Below are 17,653 nucleotides of genomic sequence, written 5' to 3' on the forward strand. Positions count from 1 at the left end.
GAAGCAAGACTTCGGGGCGCGTTCAAACGCCCAGCAGTTCGGTGAGCACGGGCATCTTTTCTTCCAGCTCCGACGCGCCGAATTTTTCGACGATGCGGCCGTGCTCCATGACGTAAAAGCGGTCGGCGAGCGGTGCGGCAAAGCGGAAGTTCTGCTCGACCATGACCACGGTGTAGCCTTTCTCGCGCAGCATCATGATCATGCGGGCCAAGGCCTGCACGATGACCGGCGCCAGGCCCTCGGAAATCTCGTCGAGCAGCAGCAACTTGGCGCCAGTGCGCAGAATGCGGGCCACGGCCAGCATCTGCTGTTCGCCGCCCGACAGGCGTGTGCCCTGGCTGTTCTTGCGCTCGGCCAGGTTGGGGAACATGGCATAGATCTCCTGCACCGACATGCCGGGCGTGCCGGTCTTCAGTGCCGGGGGCAGGAGCAGGTTTTCTTCGCACGACAGGCTGGAGAAGATGCCGCGCTCTTCCGGGCAGTAGCCCACGCCCAGGTGCGCAATGCGGTGCGTGGCCATGTGGATGGTCTCCACACCATGGATCTTGACCGAGCCCTTGCGCGCACCGGTCAGGCCCATGATGGCGCGCATGGTGGTGGTGCGGCCCGCGCCGTTGCGGCCCAGCAGCGTGACCACCTCGCCGGGCTGCACAACGATGTCCACACCATGGAGCACGTGCGACTCGCCGTACCAGGCTTCAAGGTTCTTGATTTCGAGGGCGGGAGCGGCAGCCATCAATGCGCTCCTTGGAGTTGACCGTCGGTGGTGCCCATGTAGGCTTCCATGACCTGTGGGTTGTTCGAAACTTCTTCGTAGGGCCCCTCAGCCAGCACTGCGCCGCGCTGCAGCACGGTGATGCGGTCCGCAATGGTGGAGACGACCTTCATGTTGTGCTCGACCATCAAGATGGTGCGACCGGCAGAGACCTTTTTGATCAGCTGGGTGACGCGGTCCACGTCTTCGTGGCCCATGCCCTGGGTGGGCTCGTCCAGCAGCATCAGCTCGGGTTCCATGGCCAGTGTGGTGGCGATCTCCAGCGCGCGCTTGCGGCCGTACGGCAGATTGACCGTCACCTCGTCGGCCAGGTCTTCCAGGCCCACTTCGGTCAACAACTGCATCGCGCGGTCATCCAGTTGCGACAGGGTGCGCTCGCTGCGCCAGAAGTGGAACGAGGTGCCCAGCTTGCGCTGCAAGCCCAGGCGCACGTTCTCCATCAGCGTGAGGTGGGGGAACACCGCCGAGATCTGGAACGAGCGGATGACACCGCGGCGCGCGATCTGTGCGGGCTGCTCTCGCGTGATGTCGTGCCCGTTGAACCGGATGGTGCCCGAGGTGGGCGTGAGAAACTTGGTCAGCAGGTTGAAACACGTGGTCTTGCCTGCGCCGTTGGGGCCGATCAGCGCATGGATGGAGCCCCGGCGGACGGCCAGATTTACATCGCTGACGGCGGTGAAGCCCTTGAACTCTTTGGTCAGGCTGTGGGTTTCAAGAATGACGTCGCTCATTGCGCCTGGGTCGCTCCGTTGGGTGCTGGGGAAAGAAGCCTTGGCCAGCAAGGTCCTCATGCATGCGTTGTGATCGCAGTGCATCGTATGCCCCCCTACCCCGCAGTAGATACTGGGACTAATGCCTATGTATAAACGCCTACGCTTTCGGACATCGCTACCTGCGGCGGCGCCCATGGCAATGGTGCACAGGCACGGCATCGCCCGCCCTTGCTGGTTTTGGAGGCGATACCCCGCACAAAGCTGTCTGTGGCTCGCCCCCGCTCACGCGTCAGCCCACCAAGCAGAACACTGACTTTTTTCTTACATCTTGTCTTGCCAGTGCCACGATGGCGCGCCCAGCGGCGCATGGACGGTCCCTCTACACTGACCCCCATGGCTTCCACCCCCACTCAACCCTCCAGCGGCGCCCCACGGTCCCTGACGGGCCTCCTTCCCTTTCTGCGACCATACCGCGCACGCATCGCGCTGTCGGTGGTGTTCCTGGTACTGGCAGCGCTTGCCACCCTGGCCTTCCCCCTGGCCTTGCGCAATCTGGTCGATGGTGGCCTGGTGAACCCCGACAAGGGGGCCCAAACCATGGCACTGCGCAATCATTTCGAGGCGCTGTTTGCCGTGGCGGTGGCACTGGGGGTGTTCTCCGCCGCGCGGTTTTACATGGTGAGCTGGCTGGGCGAGCGGGTGACCGCCGACCTGCGCAACGCGGTATACGGCCATGTGCTGCAACAAAGCCCGCAGTTCTTTGAGACCACCCAGACCGGCGAAGTGCTGTCGCGCCTGACCACCGACACCACGCTGGTACAGACCGTCGTCGGCTCCTCCCTGTCGATGGGACTGCGCAACGCCGTGATGGGGGTCGGGGCGCTGGCCATGCTGGTGTGGACCAACCCCTACGTCATGTCGGTGGTGATGCTGGCCGTGGTGCTGGTGGTGCTGCCCACCATGTGGATCGGCAGGCGCGTGCGGCGCCTGTCGCGCGACAGCCAGGACCGGGTGGCCGATTCCAGCGCCATTGCGGCCGAGGTGCTCAATGCCGTGCCGGTGGTGCAAAGCTACACGGCAGAACCCCGCGAGACCACCCGCTTCATGCAGGCCACCGAGAACGCGTTCCAGGTCGCCATCAAGCGCACCGGGGCCCGCGCACTGCTCGTGGCCTTCATCATCATTGCAAACGCCGCACTGCTGCTCTGGGGGCTGTACCGGGGCACGGAAGCGGTGCTGGCGGGCAAGATGACAGCCGGGCATCTGGGGCAGACCGTGGTGTATGTGATCTTGCTGGCCGGTGCCGTGGCCGTGCTGGGCGAGGTCTATGGAGACCTGCTGCGCGCTGCGGGCGCCACGGAGCGGCTGATGGAATTGCTCGCGACCCGATCGCCCGTGGCAGACCCGATCGCGCCGCAGGACCTGCCTGTGTCGGAACGGGGGCTCGAGGTGGAGTTTGAGAACGTGTGGTTCCACTACCCCTCGCGCCCCGACCAGCCCGCGCTGCACGACTTTACGCTGCACCTGGCGCCGGGCGAAACGGTGGCGCTGGTGGGCGCCAGCGGCGCGGGCAAAACCACGGTGTTCCAGCTGCTGCAGCGCTTTTACGACGTGGACACCGAGGCACAGGGCCAACCCCAGCGCGCCATCCGCCTCAACGGTGTGGACATCCGCCAACTGCGCCTGGAAACCCTGCGCTTGCACACGGGCACCGTGCCGCAGGACGCCGTAATTTTCTCGGCATCGGCCATGGACAACATCCGCTACGGGCGCCCCCAGGCGACAGACGAAGAAGTCATGGCAGCCACACGTGCCGCCTTTGCACACGACTTCATCATGGCGCTGCCCGAGGGCTATGGCACTTTCCTGGGTGAACGGGGCGTGCGGCTGTCCGGCGGCCAGCGACAGCGCATTGCCATTGCCCGGGCCATGCTCAAAAACCCGCCCCTGCTCCTGCTAGACGAAGCCACCAGCGCGCTGGACGCAGAGAGCGAACGCATGGTGCAGGCGGCGTTGGATACCGCCATGCAGCGCCACACAGGTCGGCGCACCACGCTGGTCATTGCCCACAGGCTGGCCACGGTGCAGAACGCGGACCGCATTGTGGTGCTGGAACATGGGCGCATCGTAGAGCAAGGCACCCACACGGCCCTGCTGGCGCAAGGCGGCGTCTATGCCCGCCTGGCGGCGTTGCAGTTCACGGTGTAACGCCCGCACTGTCAGATCGCGGCCAGCAGTGGGGGTTTACGGAGGGTTTCCGGCTAATCCCAGGCCGCCCGTCATATCGATATCAAATTGATAGCAATACTGTCTTACCCATCAAGCGCCAGCAGCCTAAAACATTTAATATTTTGGCCCCAAGCATCGATGGCCTACTGGAGCGTTTCCTTGGCGGCGGCGGGCAGAGGCAAGGGCATGACGGCGATCCCCTCCTCCAGCAACTCCATCGCCTCATCCGGAGTGGCCTGCCCGCGAATCGCGCGCTCCTGCACCTCACCGTGGTGTATGCGCCGAGCCTCCTGCGCAAAGCGCGCACCCACATCCTCAGTATTCGCGACGATCTTGCGGGCAAGGTCCAGCCAGGCAGCCTGTAATGCGGGCGGAAGTGCCGGAGAGTTTCCGACCTGGAGACTGCCGCCCTCGGGTGCGGCAGACGGTGTAGGCATGGCTGACGGTGCAGCTGGCTCGCGCGCCCCCAGGTTCAGCCGGGGAGCACTCAAGCGTTTTTCAATGTGATCGTCCGCGCACAGCGGGCATTGCACCAATCCACGTTGCTTCTGGCCCTGGAAATCGTCTTCCGACGCGAACCAGCCTTCAAAGACATGGCCCTGCCGGCATTGGAGATCAAGCACCTTCATGGAAAACCTTGGGCACGCCGGCCATCAGCCGTGGCGGCGCAGCAGGTAACGGTAAACAAAACCTGGAAAGGCGAGTGTGAGGAACAGCGTCCCGGTGATCGCATAGAACTCCCAGCCTTGCGAAGCAATCTGCCCGGCCCTGCGTTCCAGCAACAGCGCCAAGCCACCCACCAGAAAGTACAGCAGGATCAGCTCGCCCAGGCGGCCCACCAGCGGCTTTCTCGGATTGGACTGCGGCCCCACCGCCAGCCAGCGGTGGTTGACAAAAGGCAGGTTGGCAGCAATGAACGCTGCCACGATGACCAGCCAGACGGACCCGGTAAGCGACACAGGAACAGCAGGCAGTGGGGAACGCTTAGGTGGCCAGCGCGCGCACGACAGCGTCAGCGCAAAGGGCCATCAAGCCGCCGGGCAGAAGGCCCAGCACCAGCAGGAGCGCGCCGTTAAGGGTCAGCACCACACGCACATCCGCCGGGGCGGACACGTTCGAGGCCGTCAACGGTGCGTCGAAGTACATGACCTTCACCACCCGCAGGTAGTAGAAGGCGCCGATCAGCGACATGATCACCGCGAACACCGCCATCGCGATGTACAGGGTCTGGCCTGAGGCCACCAACGCCTGCAGCACGGCCAGCTTGGCGTAGAAACCCACGAGCGGCGGAATACCGGCCATCGAGAACAGGCAGACGGCCATCACACCGGCGTACAGGGGGCTACGCTGGTTGAGGCCAGCAAAGTCCGAAATTTCCTCGCTTTCGAAGCCTTCGCGGGCCAGCAGCAAGATCACGCCAAAGGCTGCCAGCGTGGTGAGCACATAGGTCACCACGTAGAACATCGAGGCGCTGTAGGCGTTCTCAACGGCCGTAGCATCCACATTGCCGTTCACCACACCCGACATCAGACCCAGCAGCACAAAGCCCATTTGCGAGATGGTGGAGTACGCCAGCATGCGCTTGAGGTTGGTCTGCGCGATGGCGGCCAGATTACCCACGAGCAGTGAGCCAATCGCCAGCACTGCCAGCATTTGCTGCCAGTCGATGGCCAAGGGCAACAACCCGTCCACCAGCAGGCGGATGGTGATGGCAAACGCTGCCAGCTTGGGCGCGCCACCGATCATGAGCGTGACCGCCGTGGGAGCACCCTGGTAGACGTCGGGAATCCACATGTGGAAAGGCACGACACCCAGTTTGAAGGCCAGGCCGGCCACCACGAACACGAGGCCGAAAACCAGCACCTGGTGGCGAATCTGGCCCGAATTGACGGCCTTGAACACCTGACCGATATCGAGCGAACCCGTGGCACCGTAGATCATGGACAGGCCGTACAGCAGGAAGCCGCTGGCCATGGCGCCAAGCACGAAATACTTCATGGCCGCTTCTGTGGCCGTGGCATTGTCACGGCGCAGGGCCACAAGCGCGTAGCTCGACAGGGTCAGCAGCTCCAGGCCCAGATAGATCACGAGGAAGTTGTTGCCCGAGATCATGATGAACATGCCCAGCAGCGCAAACATCGACAAGGTGAACATCTCGCCGCCACGCATCATGCCGCGATCTGCCGCGTAGGGTCGGGCATAGACCAGCGTGATCATCATGGCCACCGTGGCGAAGCACTTGAGCCAGTTGCCCATGGCATCGCTCACCACCATGTTGCCAAACCCATAGAAGGTGTTGCCGCTGCTGGCGTACATGGCCTGCAATCCAGCCACCACGGCGAGCGTGAGCAGGGTGAGCACGTAGGTGGCGGTGCGGCGGGCGCTGTGCACGCCCAGGTCGACCAGCGCGATCACGCAGGCCATGGTCAACAGCACGATTTCGGGGTAAATCGCGAGCCAGCTGATGTTGTCAATCATCTTCTTGAATCTCTTAGTTCAGCTTGGACAGCGCAACATGCTTGAGCAGTTCCGCCACCGAGGTGTCCATCACGTCCGTGAACGGACGGGGATACAGGCCCATGGCCAGTACGGCAATGCCGAGCAAGGCAAGCACCAGGAATTCGCGGCTGTCGATGTCGGTCAGGCCCTTGACGTTGTCATTGCCCACTGGCCCCAGGTATACGCGCTTGAACATCCACAGCGTGTAGGCGGCACCAAAGATCAGCGCAGTGGCGGCGGCCAGACCGATCCAGAAGTTGGCCTTGACAGCGCCAAGGATCACCATCCACTCGCCCACAAAGCCGGCAGTGCCTGGAAGGCCGCAGTTGGCCATCGCAAACAGCAGCGCAAAGGCCGTGAAGTTGGGCATGGTGTTGACCACACCGCCGTAAGCGGCGATTTCACGCGAATGCACGCGGTCATACAGCACGCCAATGGACAGGAACATCGCGCCCGAGACAAAGCCGTGGGCAATCATCTGCACCAGACCGCCAGACACGCCCAGATCGTTGAAGATAAAGAAGCCCAGAGTCACAAAGCCCATGTGCGCCACAGACGAATACGCCACCAGTTTCTTCATGTCCTTCTGGACCATGGCCACCAGACCCACATAGATCACGGCAATCAGCGACAGGGCAATCATCAGCCAAGCCCACTCGCGAGAGGCATCGGGGGCGATGGGCATGGAGAAACGCAAGAAGCCGTATGCGCCCAGCTTCAGCATGATGGCGGCCAGCACGGCGGAGCCTCCGGTGGGCGCCTCCACGTGTACGTCGGGCAGCCAGGTGTGCACCGGCCACATCGGCACCTTCACGGCAAACGCCGCAAAGAAGGCAAAGAACAGCAGCGTCTGCGCCGTACGGCTCAACGGCAACTGGTGCCACGTGGCAATGTCGAAGCTGCCGCCTGACTGGTTGTACAGGAAGATCAGTGCGATCAGCATCAGCAGCGAACCGAGCAGCGTATACAGGAAGAACTTGAACGCCGCGTAGATCTTGTTGGGGCCACCCCAGATACCGATGATCAGGTACATCGGAATCAGCGTGGCTTCGAAGAACACGTAGAACAGCATGCCGTCCAACGCCGTGAATACGCCAATCATGAGGCCCGACAGGATCAGGAAAGCCCCCATGTACTGGTTGACGCGCTCGGTGATGGACTCCCAGGAAGCCACTACGACGATGACCGTGATGAATGCCGTCAGCGGCACGAACCAGAACGAGATGCCATCCACACCCAGGTGATAGTGGATGTTGAAGCGTTCGATCCAGGCTGCCTTCTCGACAAACTGCATCGCCGCCGTGCCCAGCTGGAACCCATCGTACAGGGGTAACGTCACCAGGAAGCCAACCACGGCCCCCACCAGCGCCAGCCACCGCACCGCGCGGGCATGCTCATCCCGCCCAATGGCCAGCAGCAGTACACCGAAGGCAATCGGTGCCCAGATTGCAAGACTCAACAGACCCATTTGTTGTTTTCCTTATTTGATGAGCTGCAACAGAGCATCGCCCCAGACAAACCAGGTCATCAGCGCGAAGACACCCAGGATCATCACCAGCGCGTAGTGGAAGATAAAGCCCGACTGCATCCAGCGCACGATGCCGGAAACTCCACGCACCAACTTCCAAGAACCGTTCACGAGAGCGCCGTCGATGATGGCCTGATCGCCTACCTTCCACAGCCCGACACCCAGCGCACGAGCACCACGGGCGAGGATGTTCTCGTTGATCCAATCGAGGTAATACTTGTTTTCCAGCAAGGTGTAGAGCGGCTGGACACGTGCCTTGATGCCCGCAGGCAGCGCAGGATTGACCATGTACATGTAGTACGAAGCAGCTACCCCCGCCAAAGCAAGCCAGAAAGGCGCTGTCTGCAGACCATGCAGTGCCATCCCCACCGGACCGTGGAAGATTTCTGCCAACTTCGCCATGGCCGGGTGCTTGGCCGCATCGACAAAGATCACGTCCTTGAAGAAGTCACCAAACAGCATGGGTTGGATAAACATGAAGCCCACCACCACCGAAGGAATGGCCAGCAGCACCAGCGGCACCGTCACCACCCAGGGGGATTCGTGTGGCTTGGCATCGTGCCCGTGGTGATCATCATGACCATGGTGGTCGTCATGGTGCGCATCCGGGTTCTGGTCGTAGCGCTCCTTGCCATGGAAGACCAGGAAATACATGCGGAACGAATAGAACGCCGTGATGAACACACCTGCGAGCACGGCAAAGTGCGCAAAACCGGCTGCGGGCAGTTGGCTGAAGTGCACGGCCTCAATGATGCTGTCCTTGGAGTAGAAGCCCGAGAACAGCGGTGTACCGATCAACGCCAGCGAACCCAGCAGTGAGGTGATCCAGGTGATGGGCATGTACTTGCGCACGCCGCCCATCCAGCGGATATCCTGGTTGTGGTGCATGCCCATGATGACCGAGCCGGCCCCGAGGAACAGCAGCGCCTTGAAGAACGCGTGGGTCATCAGGTGGAACACGGCCACCGAGTAAGCCGATGCGCCCAGCGCTACGGTCATATAACCCAGCTGCGACAGCGTGGAATAAGCCACCACACGCTTGATGTCGTTCTGGATGATGCCCAGGAATCCCATGAACAACGCCGTGATGGCACCAATCACGAGGATGAAATTCAGGGCCGTATCAGACAGTTCAAACAGGGGCGACATGCGCGCCACCATGAAAATGCCCGCGGTCACCATGGTTGCCGCGTGGATCAGCGCCGAGATAGGGGTTGGACCTTCCATCGAGTCGGGCAACCACACGTGCAGCGGGAACTGGGCCGACTTGCCCATCGCACCAATGAACAAGCAGATGCAGATCACGGTGATCAGCATCCAGTCGGTGCCGGGGAATGGCAGACCACCCAGCTCACCCGTCTTCGCGAACACTTCGCCGTAGTTCAACGTGCCAGCGTAAGCTGCGATCAAGCCAATGCCCAGGATGAAACCGAAGTCGCCCACCCGGTTGACCAGAAAGGCCTTCATGTTGGCAAAGATCGCCGAAGGCTTGTTGAACCAGAAGCCGATCAGCAGGTAAGACACCAGGCCCACGGCTTCCCAACCGAAGAACAGCTGCAGCAGGTTGTTGCTCATCACCAGCATCAGCATGGAGAACGTGAACAACGAGATGTAGGCGAAGAAACGGTTGTAGCCGTCGTCCTCTTCCATGTAGCCAATGGTGTAGATGTGCACCATCAGCGACACAAAGGTCACCACGACCATCATCATGGCGGTGAGGCTGTCCACCAGGAAGCCCACTTCCATCTTCAGACCACCAACAACCATCCAGGTGTACAGCGTCTCGTTAAAACGCGCGCCATCGATCGCAACGCTCTTGAGCGTCATCGCAGACAACACGAACGCCACGAGCACGCCCAGGATCGTCAGGGTATGGCTCAGGCGTCGGCCTATCCAGTTACCACCAAAGGTCGTACCAAAGATGCCGGCCAGCAAAGCACCCGCCAGCGGAGCCAGTGGCACGGCCAGGAGCGTTGAAGCAGAGAGGGTTTGACTCATTCTTGAGAACCTTGGGAATACGGGTAGCCCATCAACCCTTGAGGGTGTTGAGGTCTTCCGCGTTGATGCTGGACTTGTTGCGGAACAGCAGCACCAGGATGGCCAGGCCGATGGCCGATTCGGCTGCCGCCACGGTCAGGATGAAGAACACAAACACCTGGCCGTGCATGTCGCCCAGGTAGTGGGAGAAAGCCACGAAGTTCATGTTCACCGCCAGCAGCATCAATTCGATGGCCATCAGCAGCACGATCAGGTTCTTGCGGTTCAGGAAAATCCCGATCACCGCGAGCGCGAACAACATCGCACCCAGCGAGAGAAAGTGTCCCAATGTCAGCGTCATGCTTTTTTCTCCTCGACGGCCGGCTCTGCCTGTGCCTCGTCCACCGGCTTCTGGGTCGCTGCGACCTTCACCACTTCCAGGCGGTCCGCAGCACGGACGCGGATCTGCACCGAAGGATTGATGGCCTTGCTGTCCTTGCGCTGGCGCAGGGTGAGCGCAATGGCGGCAATCATGGCCACCAACAGAATCACAGCTGCGATTTCAACGGGATAAAGGTATTCGGTGTAAAGCAGCTTGCCCAACGCCTTGGTGTTCGAATACGGGACCACCTGCCCCGCAGCATCCACCATGGTGGCGACGGCCTTGGGCTCGTCCATGCCACGAAACCCGCCCATCAGCACAGCGGCCATTTCCAGCGCAATCAAAGCACCTACCGTGGCGGCCAGGGGAAAGTGCTTCCAGAAGCCTTTGCGCACCGTGTCGATGTGAATATCAAGCATCATCACGACGAACAGGAACAGCACCATCACCGCGCCCAGGTACACGAGCACCAAGGCAATGGCGAGGAATTCGGCTTTGAGCAGCAACCACACCGCTGCCGCCTGCGAAAACGCGAGGATGAGATAGAGCACAGCATGCACAGGATTGCGCGCAGTGATCACCCGGAAGGCTGCAAACAGCAGCACAACCGAGAAGAGGTAGAAGAAACCAGTCTTGGCGTCCATGAATCGGGTCTTTATAGAAAGTCTGGCAAAGAGGCTGAAGCCTGCACCGCTCAGCGGTACTTGGCGTCCGCAGCCTTGGCTGCCGCAATTTCACCTTCGTACCGGTCGCCCACGGCCAGGAGCATGTCCTTCGTGAAATACAGATCGCCACGCTTTTCGCCGTGGTATTCAAAGATGTGCGTCTCCACGATGGAATCCACCGGGCAGCTTTCTTCACAGAAACCGCAGAAGATGCACTTGGTCAGATCGATGTCATAGCGAGTGGTGCGGCGGGAGCCATCGGCACGGACGTCCGACTCAATCGTGATCGCCATGGCGGGGCAAACGGCCTCGCACAACTTGCAGGCGATACAACGCTCTTCCCCGTTGTCATAGCGGCGCAGCGCATGCAGACCGCGAAAACGGGGCGAAAGAGGCGTTTTCTCTTCCGGGAACTGCACAGTCACCTTGCGGCGAAAGGCATAGCGGCCCGTGAGGGCCATGCCCTTGAGCAACTCCACGAGCATGAAGCTCTTGAAGAAATCCTTGAACGAAAAAGGTGCAGCAGCAGCAACAGCAGTCATTTGTGTCCCCGCTTATTTCCAGATATTCCAAGGCGAGAGCAACCACCCGCCGACAAACAACAAATACACCAGCGTGACTGGAATAAAGATCTTCCAGCCCAGACGCATGATCTGGTCATAACGGAAACGGGGGAAGGTCGCCCGGATCCAGATGAACATGGACACCACAAGGAAGGTCTTGATACCCAGCCAGATCCAGCCGGGAATCCAGTTGAACAACGCACTGTCGATGGGGGGCAGCCAGCCGCCAAGGAACATCAGTGCAGCCAGGATGGAAACGAGCCACATGCTGGCGTACTCAGCCAGGAAGAAGATCGCAAAGCCCATGCCGGAATACTCCACCATGTGGCCGGCCACGATTTCCGCCTCGCCTTCCACCACGTCAAACGGGTGGCGGTTCGTTTCAGCAACCCCAGAGATCAGGTAGACCAGAAAAATGGGCAGCAGCGGGAGCCAGTTCCAGGACAGGAAGGTCAGGCCCTTATCCGCAGCCATGCCACGCCCCTGCCCCATCACGATTTCGGTCAGGTTCATGCTACCGGAGACCATGATCACGACCAGGAAGCAGAAGCCCATGGCAATTTCGTAGCTCACCATCTGTGCGGAAGCACGCAGCGCACCGAGAAAAGCATACTTGGAGTTCGAGGCCCAGCCAGCGATGATCACACCATAGACCTCGATCGAGGTGATGGCCATGACCAGCAGCAGGCCTGCATTCACATTGGCCAAGGCCACATCGGGGCCAAAGGGAATAGCCACCCAGGCAGCCAGTGCCGGCATGATGGCCATGACAGGTCCGAGGACAAACAAGCCCTTGCTGGCCGCCGTGGGCTGGATGATTTCCTTGGTCAACAGCTTCAGCGCGTCAGCGATAGGCTGCAGCAACCCCATGGGACCCACGCGGTTGGGGCCATGGCGCACCTGCATGAAGCCCAGGAGCTTACGCTCCCACAGCGTGAGGTAGGCCACCGCACCCATCAAAGGCGCCAGGATACAAACGATCTTGATCAGGATCCAGAGCACCGGCCAGACGATGCCAGTCCACCACCCAAAAGAAAGCAGGTTCAGGCCCGCGTTGTAGATCGCGTCGATCATGCGGCCACTCCTTCACGTGCCATGCGCGCGTCGGCAGTGAGCTGCAACGACGTGGAACGGCGCACCAGGCCGTCCAGTTGATAGATGGATGCGACCACGGGTTCATCTGCTGCGGCTGTCGCAGCGACTGGCACCGTCTTCACAGCGTTCGACATCTGAGCAGCCGCCAATTGCGTGACCGTGCCCGCTGGGGCATTCGTGGCACGTGCCAGCACGTCCTGCGAGGTTTCAAAGTCGAAGCCCGGCACACCCAGCAGATTGGCCAGAACGCGCAAAACCTTCCATGCAGGACGGGTGTCACCCAGAGGGCGCACAACGGCGTGGAAGCTCTGCAGACGGCCTTCCGCATTGACGAAGCTGCCAGACGTTTCGGTGAACGGGGCAATTGGCAACAAAACGTCACTGAACTCCATGTTGGCCTTGAAGGGGCTCAACGTGATCACCATGTCTGCACCAGACAGCGTGGCAGCAGCGCTGGCGCCCGCAGCGGAGTCGTACACCGGCTCAGTATTGAGCAACAAGGCTGCCTTCAGACCACCGGAAAGCATCTGGCCCGCATTCAAGCCACCATTGACAGGATGAGCCCCCACGAACTGAGCACCCACCGTATTGGCGGCTTCCGTCAGGTAGCCGACGGATGCCCCCGTGTTCTCACCAATCCAGTTGGCTAGCGCCAGCAATTGCGTAGCCTGTGCATGGTGCGCAGCTGCGTTGCCCAACAGCAGCGCCTTGCGTTCGCCACCCAGCAGGGTACGGGCGATCGCCAAGGCACCCTCGGTCACGGCACCTGCCCCCGCAGGCGCAGAAGCACCCTTTTCCTGCGCCACCGCAGCAGCGATGCCGCCAAGCGCCGCCACCCATTGGGCAGCAGGCTGCAGCAGGGAGTGTTTCACCGGCATTGCCCAGTCAGCCAGGGCCGAATCGACCACACTGACCTGACAGCCGTGGCGTACTGCCTGGCGAATGCGCTGGGCGAACAACGGATGGTCCTTGCGCAGGTTGGAGCCCACCACAAGCACACTCTGCAACGTGGACAACGAGGCAATGGACGTGCCAAGCCAGCGGATACCTTCGGGCGCTGCAAATTCAGCATTGCGCAGGCGGTAGTCAATGTTGTCACTGCCCAGACCACGCACCAATGCAGAAGCCAAGTACAACTCTTCGACCGTGCTGTGCGGACTGACCAGAGCGCCAATGCTGTTGGCGCCGTGGTCATTCTTGATGTTCTTCAAACCGTTGGCGACGTATTCCAGTGCGGTCTGCCAATCGACCTGCCTCCACACCCCGCCCTGCTTGAGCATCGGCTGGGTCAGGCGTTCGTCGCTGTTGAGCGATTCGTACGAGAAACGGTCACGGTCGGCAATCCAGCATTCGTTGACAGCCTCATTCTCGAACGGCACCACGCGCATGACCTTGTGGTTCTTGACCTGAACAATCAGGTTGGAACCGGTCGAATCGTGGGGGCTCACCGAACGGCGGCGCGACAACTCCCAAGTACGGGCGCTGTATCGGAAAGGCTTGCTCGTGAGCGCACCGACGGGGCAGATGTCGATCATGTTGCCCGACAGCTCGGAGTCCACCGTATCACCGGTGACCGTTGTGATCTCCGAGTGCTCGCCGCGATGGATCATACCCAGCTCCATCACGCCAGCCACTTCCTGGCCAAAGCGCACGCAACGGGTGCAGTGGATGCAACGGCTCATTTCCTGCATGGAAATCAACGGGCCAACATCCTTGACAGGCACCACGCGCTTTTCTTCTTCGTAGCGAGAAGAAGAGCCGCCGTAGCCCACGGCCAAGTCCTGCAACTGGCATTCACCGCCCTGGTCGCAGATGGGGCAATCCAGCGGGTGGTTGATCAGCAGGAACTCCATGACCGACTGCTGGGCTTTGATAGCCTTGTCGCTCTTGGTGCGCACGATCATGCCCTGCGTCACCGGCGTAGCGCACGCTGGCATGGGCTTGGGAGCCTTTTCCACATCTACCAGGCACATACGGCAGTTGGCAGCGATCGAAAGCTTCTTGTGGTAGCAGAAATGCGGAATGTAGGTGCCCGCCTTCTCGGCCGCATGCATCACCATGCAGCCTTCGGCGACTTCCACTTTCTGACCGTCCAGTTCAATTTCAACCATATGTTTTCTCGCGATCAGACGGAGGTCGCGGCCTGCGGGGCCTTGTTCCGGATCAGTGCCTCAAACTCGGGACGGAAATGTTTGATCATGGCGCGCACAGGCATGGCAGCGGCATCGCCCAGCGCACAGATCGTGCGCCCCTGGATGTTGTCTGCCACAGAATTGAGCAGGTCCAGATCGCCTTCGCGCCCCTGACCGTGCTGAATACGGTCGATCACGCGCCACATCCAGCCCGTGCCTTCACGGCATGGCGTGCACTGGCCACAGGATTCGTGGGAATAGAAGTACGACAGGCGCAGCAGACTCTCGACCATGCTGCGGGAATCGTCCATCACGATGACGGCACCCGAGCCGAGCATGGAGCCAGCCTTTGCAATGGAGTCGTAATCCATCGTGCATTCCATGATGATGGAGGCAGGCAGCACCGGGGACGAGGAGCCACCGGGAATCACTGCCTTGAGCTGGCGCCCCTTGCGCACGCCACCGGCCAGTTCGAGCAGCTTGGCAAACGGTGTGCCCATGGGTACTTCGTAGTTGCCGGGCTTTTCCACATCGCCCGAAACCGAGAAGATCTTGGTGCCACCGTTGTTGGGCTTGCCACACTCCAAGTAGGCTTGGCCGCCATTGCGGATTATCCACGGCACGGCCGCGAAGGTCTCCGTGTTGTTGATGGTGGTGGGCTTGCCGTACAGACCGAAGCTGGCAGGGAACGGCGGCTTGAAGCGCGGCTGGCCCTTCTTGCCTTCGAGCGATTCGAGCAGCGCAGTTTCTTCGCCACAGATATAGGCACCGAAGCCATGCGCCGCATGCAGCTGGAAGCTGAAGTTGCTGCCAAGGATCTTGTCACCCAGGTAACCGGCTGCGCGCGCTTCTTCCAACGCTTCTTCAAAGCGGTCGTAGGTCTGGAAGATTTCACCGTGGATGTAGTTGTAGCCCACAGAGATGCCCATCGCGTAGGCCGCGATGATCATGCCTTCGATAACGATGTGCGGGTTGAACTGAAGGATGTCGCGATCCTTGCACGTGCCAGGCTCGCCTTCATCGGAGTTGCACACGAGGTACTTCTGGCCTGGGAACGAGCGGGGCATGAAGCTCCACTTGAGGCCGGTGGGGAAACCCGCACCGCCACGGCCGCGCAGGCCGGATTCCTTGACAGTGGCGATGACCTGGTCCTGCGTGAGTGGTTCACCGCCATCGGTGCCCAGGATCTTGCGCAGCGCAGCATAGCCGCCGCGCGCTTCGTAGTCCTTGATGCTCCAGTTCGCACCATCCAGGCCCGCGTAGATCTGCGGGTTGATGTGGCGGTCGTGGAAGCAGGTCTGGACGCCCGTGGCCTGGAACTGCGAGAGGATCTGTGCAGCGGTGGTCATGCTTGTCCCTCCGCCGCACGCAGGCCGTCGACCAACTGGTCGAGCTTGTCGTTGTCCATGAAGCTGCACATCGTGCGGTCGTTGACCAGCATCACGGGCGCATCAGCGCAGGCGCCCAGGCACTCACACTGCTGCAGGGTGAACAGGCCATCGGCCGTGGTCTCGCCCATGGTCACACCAAGCTTCTTTTCAAGGTGGTGCAGCGCCTTCTGTCCGTCGCGCAGCTGACAAGGCAAGTTGGTGCACACGTTGAGCTTGTACTTGCCCACCGGCTGCTGGTTGTACATGTTGTAGAAGGTCGTGACTTCATGCACGGCGATCTGGGCTATACCCAGATACTCGGCAATCACCGCTTCACTTTCAGCACTGACAAACCCCTGCTCCTGTTGCACGATAGACAGGCAGGCCATCACTGCAGACTGCTTCTGCTCGGCGGGGTACTTGGCCACTTCACGCGCAAAACGCGCGCGGGTCGATTCGGTAATCATCGGTCAATCTCTCCGAACACGATATCCATGGTGCCGATGATGGCCACGGCGTCCGCAATCATGTGGCCGCGTGCCATTTCGTCCAGCGTGGCGAGGTGCGCGAAACCAGGCGCACGGATCTTGAGGCGGTACGGTTTGTTGGCGCCGTCGCTCACCAGGTAGATGCCAAACTCGCCCTTGGGATGCTCCACCGCAGCATAAGCCTCACCCTCGGGCACGTGAAACCCTTCAGTGAAAAGCTTGAAGTGGTGGATCAACTCCTCCATGTTGGACTTCATGGATTCACGAGCGGGCGCAGCCACCTTGTGATTGTCAGTAATGACAGGACCCGGATTGGCTTTGAGCCAATCCACACACTGCTTGATGATGCGATTGGATTCGCGCATTTCCTGCACGCGCACCAGATAGCGGTCGTAGCAGTCACCTGTCTTGCCCACGGGTACATCGAAGTCCACACGGTCGTAAACATCGTACGGTTGGGTCTTGCGCAGGTCCCAGGCAATACCGGAGCCACGGATCATGGGGCCGGTCATGCCCAGGTTCAGCGCACGCTCGGGCGGCACCACACCAATACCCACGGTGCGCTGCTTCCAGATACGGTTGTCGGTCAGCAGGGTCTCGTACTCGTCTACGCAACCGGGGAAGCGCTTGGTGAAGTCGTCGATGAAATCAAGCAAAGAACCTTGGCGGTTCTGGTTCATGGCCTCCAGGGCCTTGGCGTTCTTGATCTTGCTGACCTTGTATTGCGGCATGGAGTCCGGCAGGTCACGGTACACACCGCCTGGACGGAAATACGCTGCATGCATACGCGCGCCAGAGACGGCTTCGTACATGTCGAACAGGTCTTCGCGCTCGCGGAAGGTATAGATCAGGATGGTGGAGCTGCCGCAGTCGTTGCCATGCGAACCCAACCACATCAGGTGGTTCAGCAGGCGCGTGATTTCCGAAAACATCACGCGAATGTACTGCGCACGCAGGGGCACTTCCAGACCCAGCAGCTTTTCGATGGCCAGGCAGTAGGCGTGCTCATTGCACATCATCGAAACGTAGTCCAGTCGATCCATGTAGGGCAGCGACTGGATGTAGGTCTTGTGTTCGGCCAGCTTTTCGGTGGCACGGTGCAGGAGGCCGATGTGCGGGTCGGCGCGCTGTACGACTTCGCCATCAAGCTCCAGCACCAAGCGCAGCACACCGTGCGCCGCCGGATGCTGCGGACCAAAGTTCAGGGAATAGTTCTTGATTTCAGCCATGGTGGTTC

General features: G+C 60.8%; 16 protein-coding genes. 1 reads left to right on the forward strand and 15 read right to left on the reverse strand.

The window, feature by feature from the left end; all coding sequences use genetic code 11:
* Positions 1-22: 22 nt before the first annotated feature.
* Positions 23-736, reverse strand: coding sequence for an ABC transporter ATP-binding protein (locus ACODS0_RS00340; protein WP_055393254.1), 714 nt, complete (start codon positions 734-736; stop codon positions 23-25).
* The gene (locus ACODS0_RS00345; RefSeq protein ID WP_055393252.1) at positions 736-1,506 is read right to left on the reverse strand and encodes an ABC transporter ATP-binding protein; all 771 of its coding nucleotides are present in this window, start codon (positions 1,504-1,506) and stop codon (positions 736-738) included. Before ACODS0_RS00345 ends, ACODS0_RS00340 begins: the two co-directional genes overlap by 1 nt.
* 375 nt (positions 1,507-1,881) lie before the next feature.
* Between ACODS0_RS00345 and ACODS0_RS00350 the strand changes: the two genes are divergently transcribed.
* Positions 1,882-3,696 (forward strand): ABC transporter transmembrane domain-containing protein, encoded by a 1,815-nt coding sequence (locus tag ACODS0_RS00350; RefSeq protein ID WP_488831966.1) that lies wholly within the window; start codon positions 1,882-1,884, stop codon positions 3,694-3,696.
* A gap of 164 nt (positions 3,697-3,860) precedes the next feature.
* Here the strand turns inward: ACODS0_RS00350 and ACODS0_RS00355 are convergent, their stop codons facing one another.
* The 13 genes from ACODS0_RS00355 to ACODS0_RS00415 are packed head-to-tail and all read right to left on the reverse strand — an operon-like array spanning position 3,861 to position 17,645.
* Positions 3,861-4,346, reverse strand: a complete 486-nt coding sequence (locus ACODS0_RS00355; protein ID WP_488831968.1) for a DUF1178 family protein — start codon at positions 4,344-4,346, stop codon at positions 3,861-3,863.
* Between the two features lie 24 nt (positions 4,347-4,370).
* Positions 4,371-4,676, reverse strand: a complete 306-nt coding sequence (locus tag ACODS0_RS00360) for a DUF2818 family protein (protein WP_055393246.1) — start codon at positions 4,674-4,676, stop codon at positions 4,371-4,373.
* A gap of 25 nt (positions 4,677-4,701) precedes the next feature.
* The gene (nuoN, locus tag ACODS0_RS00365) at positions 4,702-6,195 is read right to left on the reverse strand and encodes an NADH-quinone oxidoreductase subunit NuoN (RefSeq protein ID WP_055393244.1); all 1,494 of its coding nucleotides are present in this window, start codon (positions 6,193-6,195) and stop codon (positions 4,702-4,704) included.
* 13 nt (positions 6,196-6,208) lie between these two features.
* The gene (locus ACODS0_RS00370; protein WP_055393242.1) at positions 6,209-7,684 is read right to left on the reverse strand and encodes an NADH-quinone oxidoreductase subunit M; all 1,476 of its coding nucleotides are present in this window, start codon (positions 7,682-7,684) and stop codon (positions 6,209-6,211) included.
* A 12-nt stretch (positions 7,685-7,696) separates the two neighbouring features.
* A complete protein-coding gene (nuoL, locus tag ACODS0_RS00375) occupies positions 7,697-9,742 on the reverse strand; it encodes an NADH-quinone oxidoreductase subunit L (RefSeq protein ID WP_055393240.1) in 2,046 nt (681 codons plus the stop codon).
* 31 nt (positions 9,743-9,773) lie between these two features.
* A complete protein-coding gene (nuoK, locus tag ACODS0_RS00380) occupies positions 9,774-10,082 on the reverse strand; it encodes an NADH-quinone oxidoreductase subunit NuoK (RefSeq protein ID WP_005793248.1) in 309 nt (102 codons plus the stop codon).
* Entirely contained in the window at positions 10,079-10,747 is a 669-nt protein-coding gene (locus tag ACODS0_RS00385; protein ID WP_055393238.1) for an NADH-quinone oxidoreductase subunit J, read from the reverse strand. Before ACODS0_RS00385 ends, nuoK begins: the two co-directional genes overlap by 4 nt.
* A 50-nt stretch (positions 10,748-10,797) precedes the next feature.
* A complete protein-coding gene (gene nuoI / locus ACODS0_RS00390; RefSeq protein WP_010463942.1) occupies positions 10,798-11,310 on the reverse strand; it encodes an NADH-quinone oxidoreductase subunit NuoI in 513 nt (170 codons plus the stop codon).
* A gap of 12 nt (positions 11,311-11,322) precedes the next feature.
* Positions 11,323-12,405 (reverse strand): NADH-quinone oxidoreductase subunit NuoH, encoded by a 1,083-nt coding sequence (gene nuoH / locus ACODS0_RS00395; protein ID WP_055393236.1) that lies wholly within the window; start codon positions 12,403-12,405, stop codon positions 11,323-11,325.
* Positions 12,402-14,537, reverse strand: coding sequence for an NADH-quinone oxidoreductase subunit NuoG (gene nuoG, locus ACODS0_RS00400; RefSeq protein ID WP_488831974.1), 2,136 nt, complete (start codon positions 14,535-14,537; stop codon positions 12,402-12,404). Before nuoG ends, nuoH begins: the two co-directional genes overlap by 4 nt.
* Positions 14,538-14,551: 14 nt before the next feature.
* Positions 14,552-15,907: an NADH-quinone oxidoreductase subunit NuoF gene (nuoF, locus tag ACODS0_RS00405; RefSeq protein ID WP_218300594.1), complete on the reverse strand. Its 1,356-nt coding sequence runs from the start codon at positions 15,905-15,907 to the stop codon at positions 14,552-14,554.
* Positions 15,904-16,395: an NADH-quinone oxidoreductase subunit NuoE gene (gene nuoE / locus ACODS0_RS00410; RefSeq protein ID WP_431149953.1), complete on the reverse strand. Its 492-nt coding sequence runs from the start codon at positions 16,393-16,395 to the stop codon at positions 15,904-15,906. Before nuoE ends, nuoF begins: the two co-directional genes overlap by 4 nt.
* Positions 16,392-17,645, reverse strand: coding sequence for an NADH-quinone oxidoreductase subunit D (locus ACODS0_RS00415; protein ID WP_182119480.1), 1,254 nt, complete (start codon positions 17,643-17,645; stop codon positions 16,392-16,394). Before ACODS0_RS00415 ends, nuoE begins: the two co-directional genes overlap by 4 nt.
* Positions 17,646-17,653 lie beyond the last annotated feature (8 nt).

The sequence above is a fragment of the Acidovorax sp. FG60 genome (assembly GCF_057808995.1).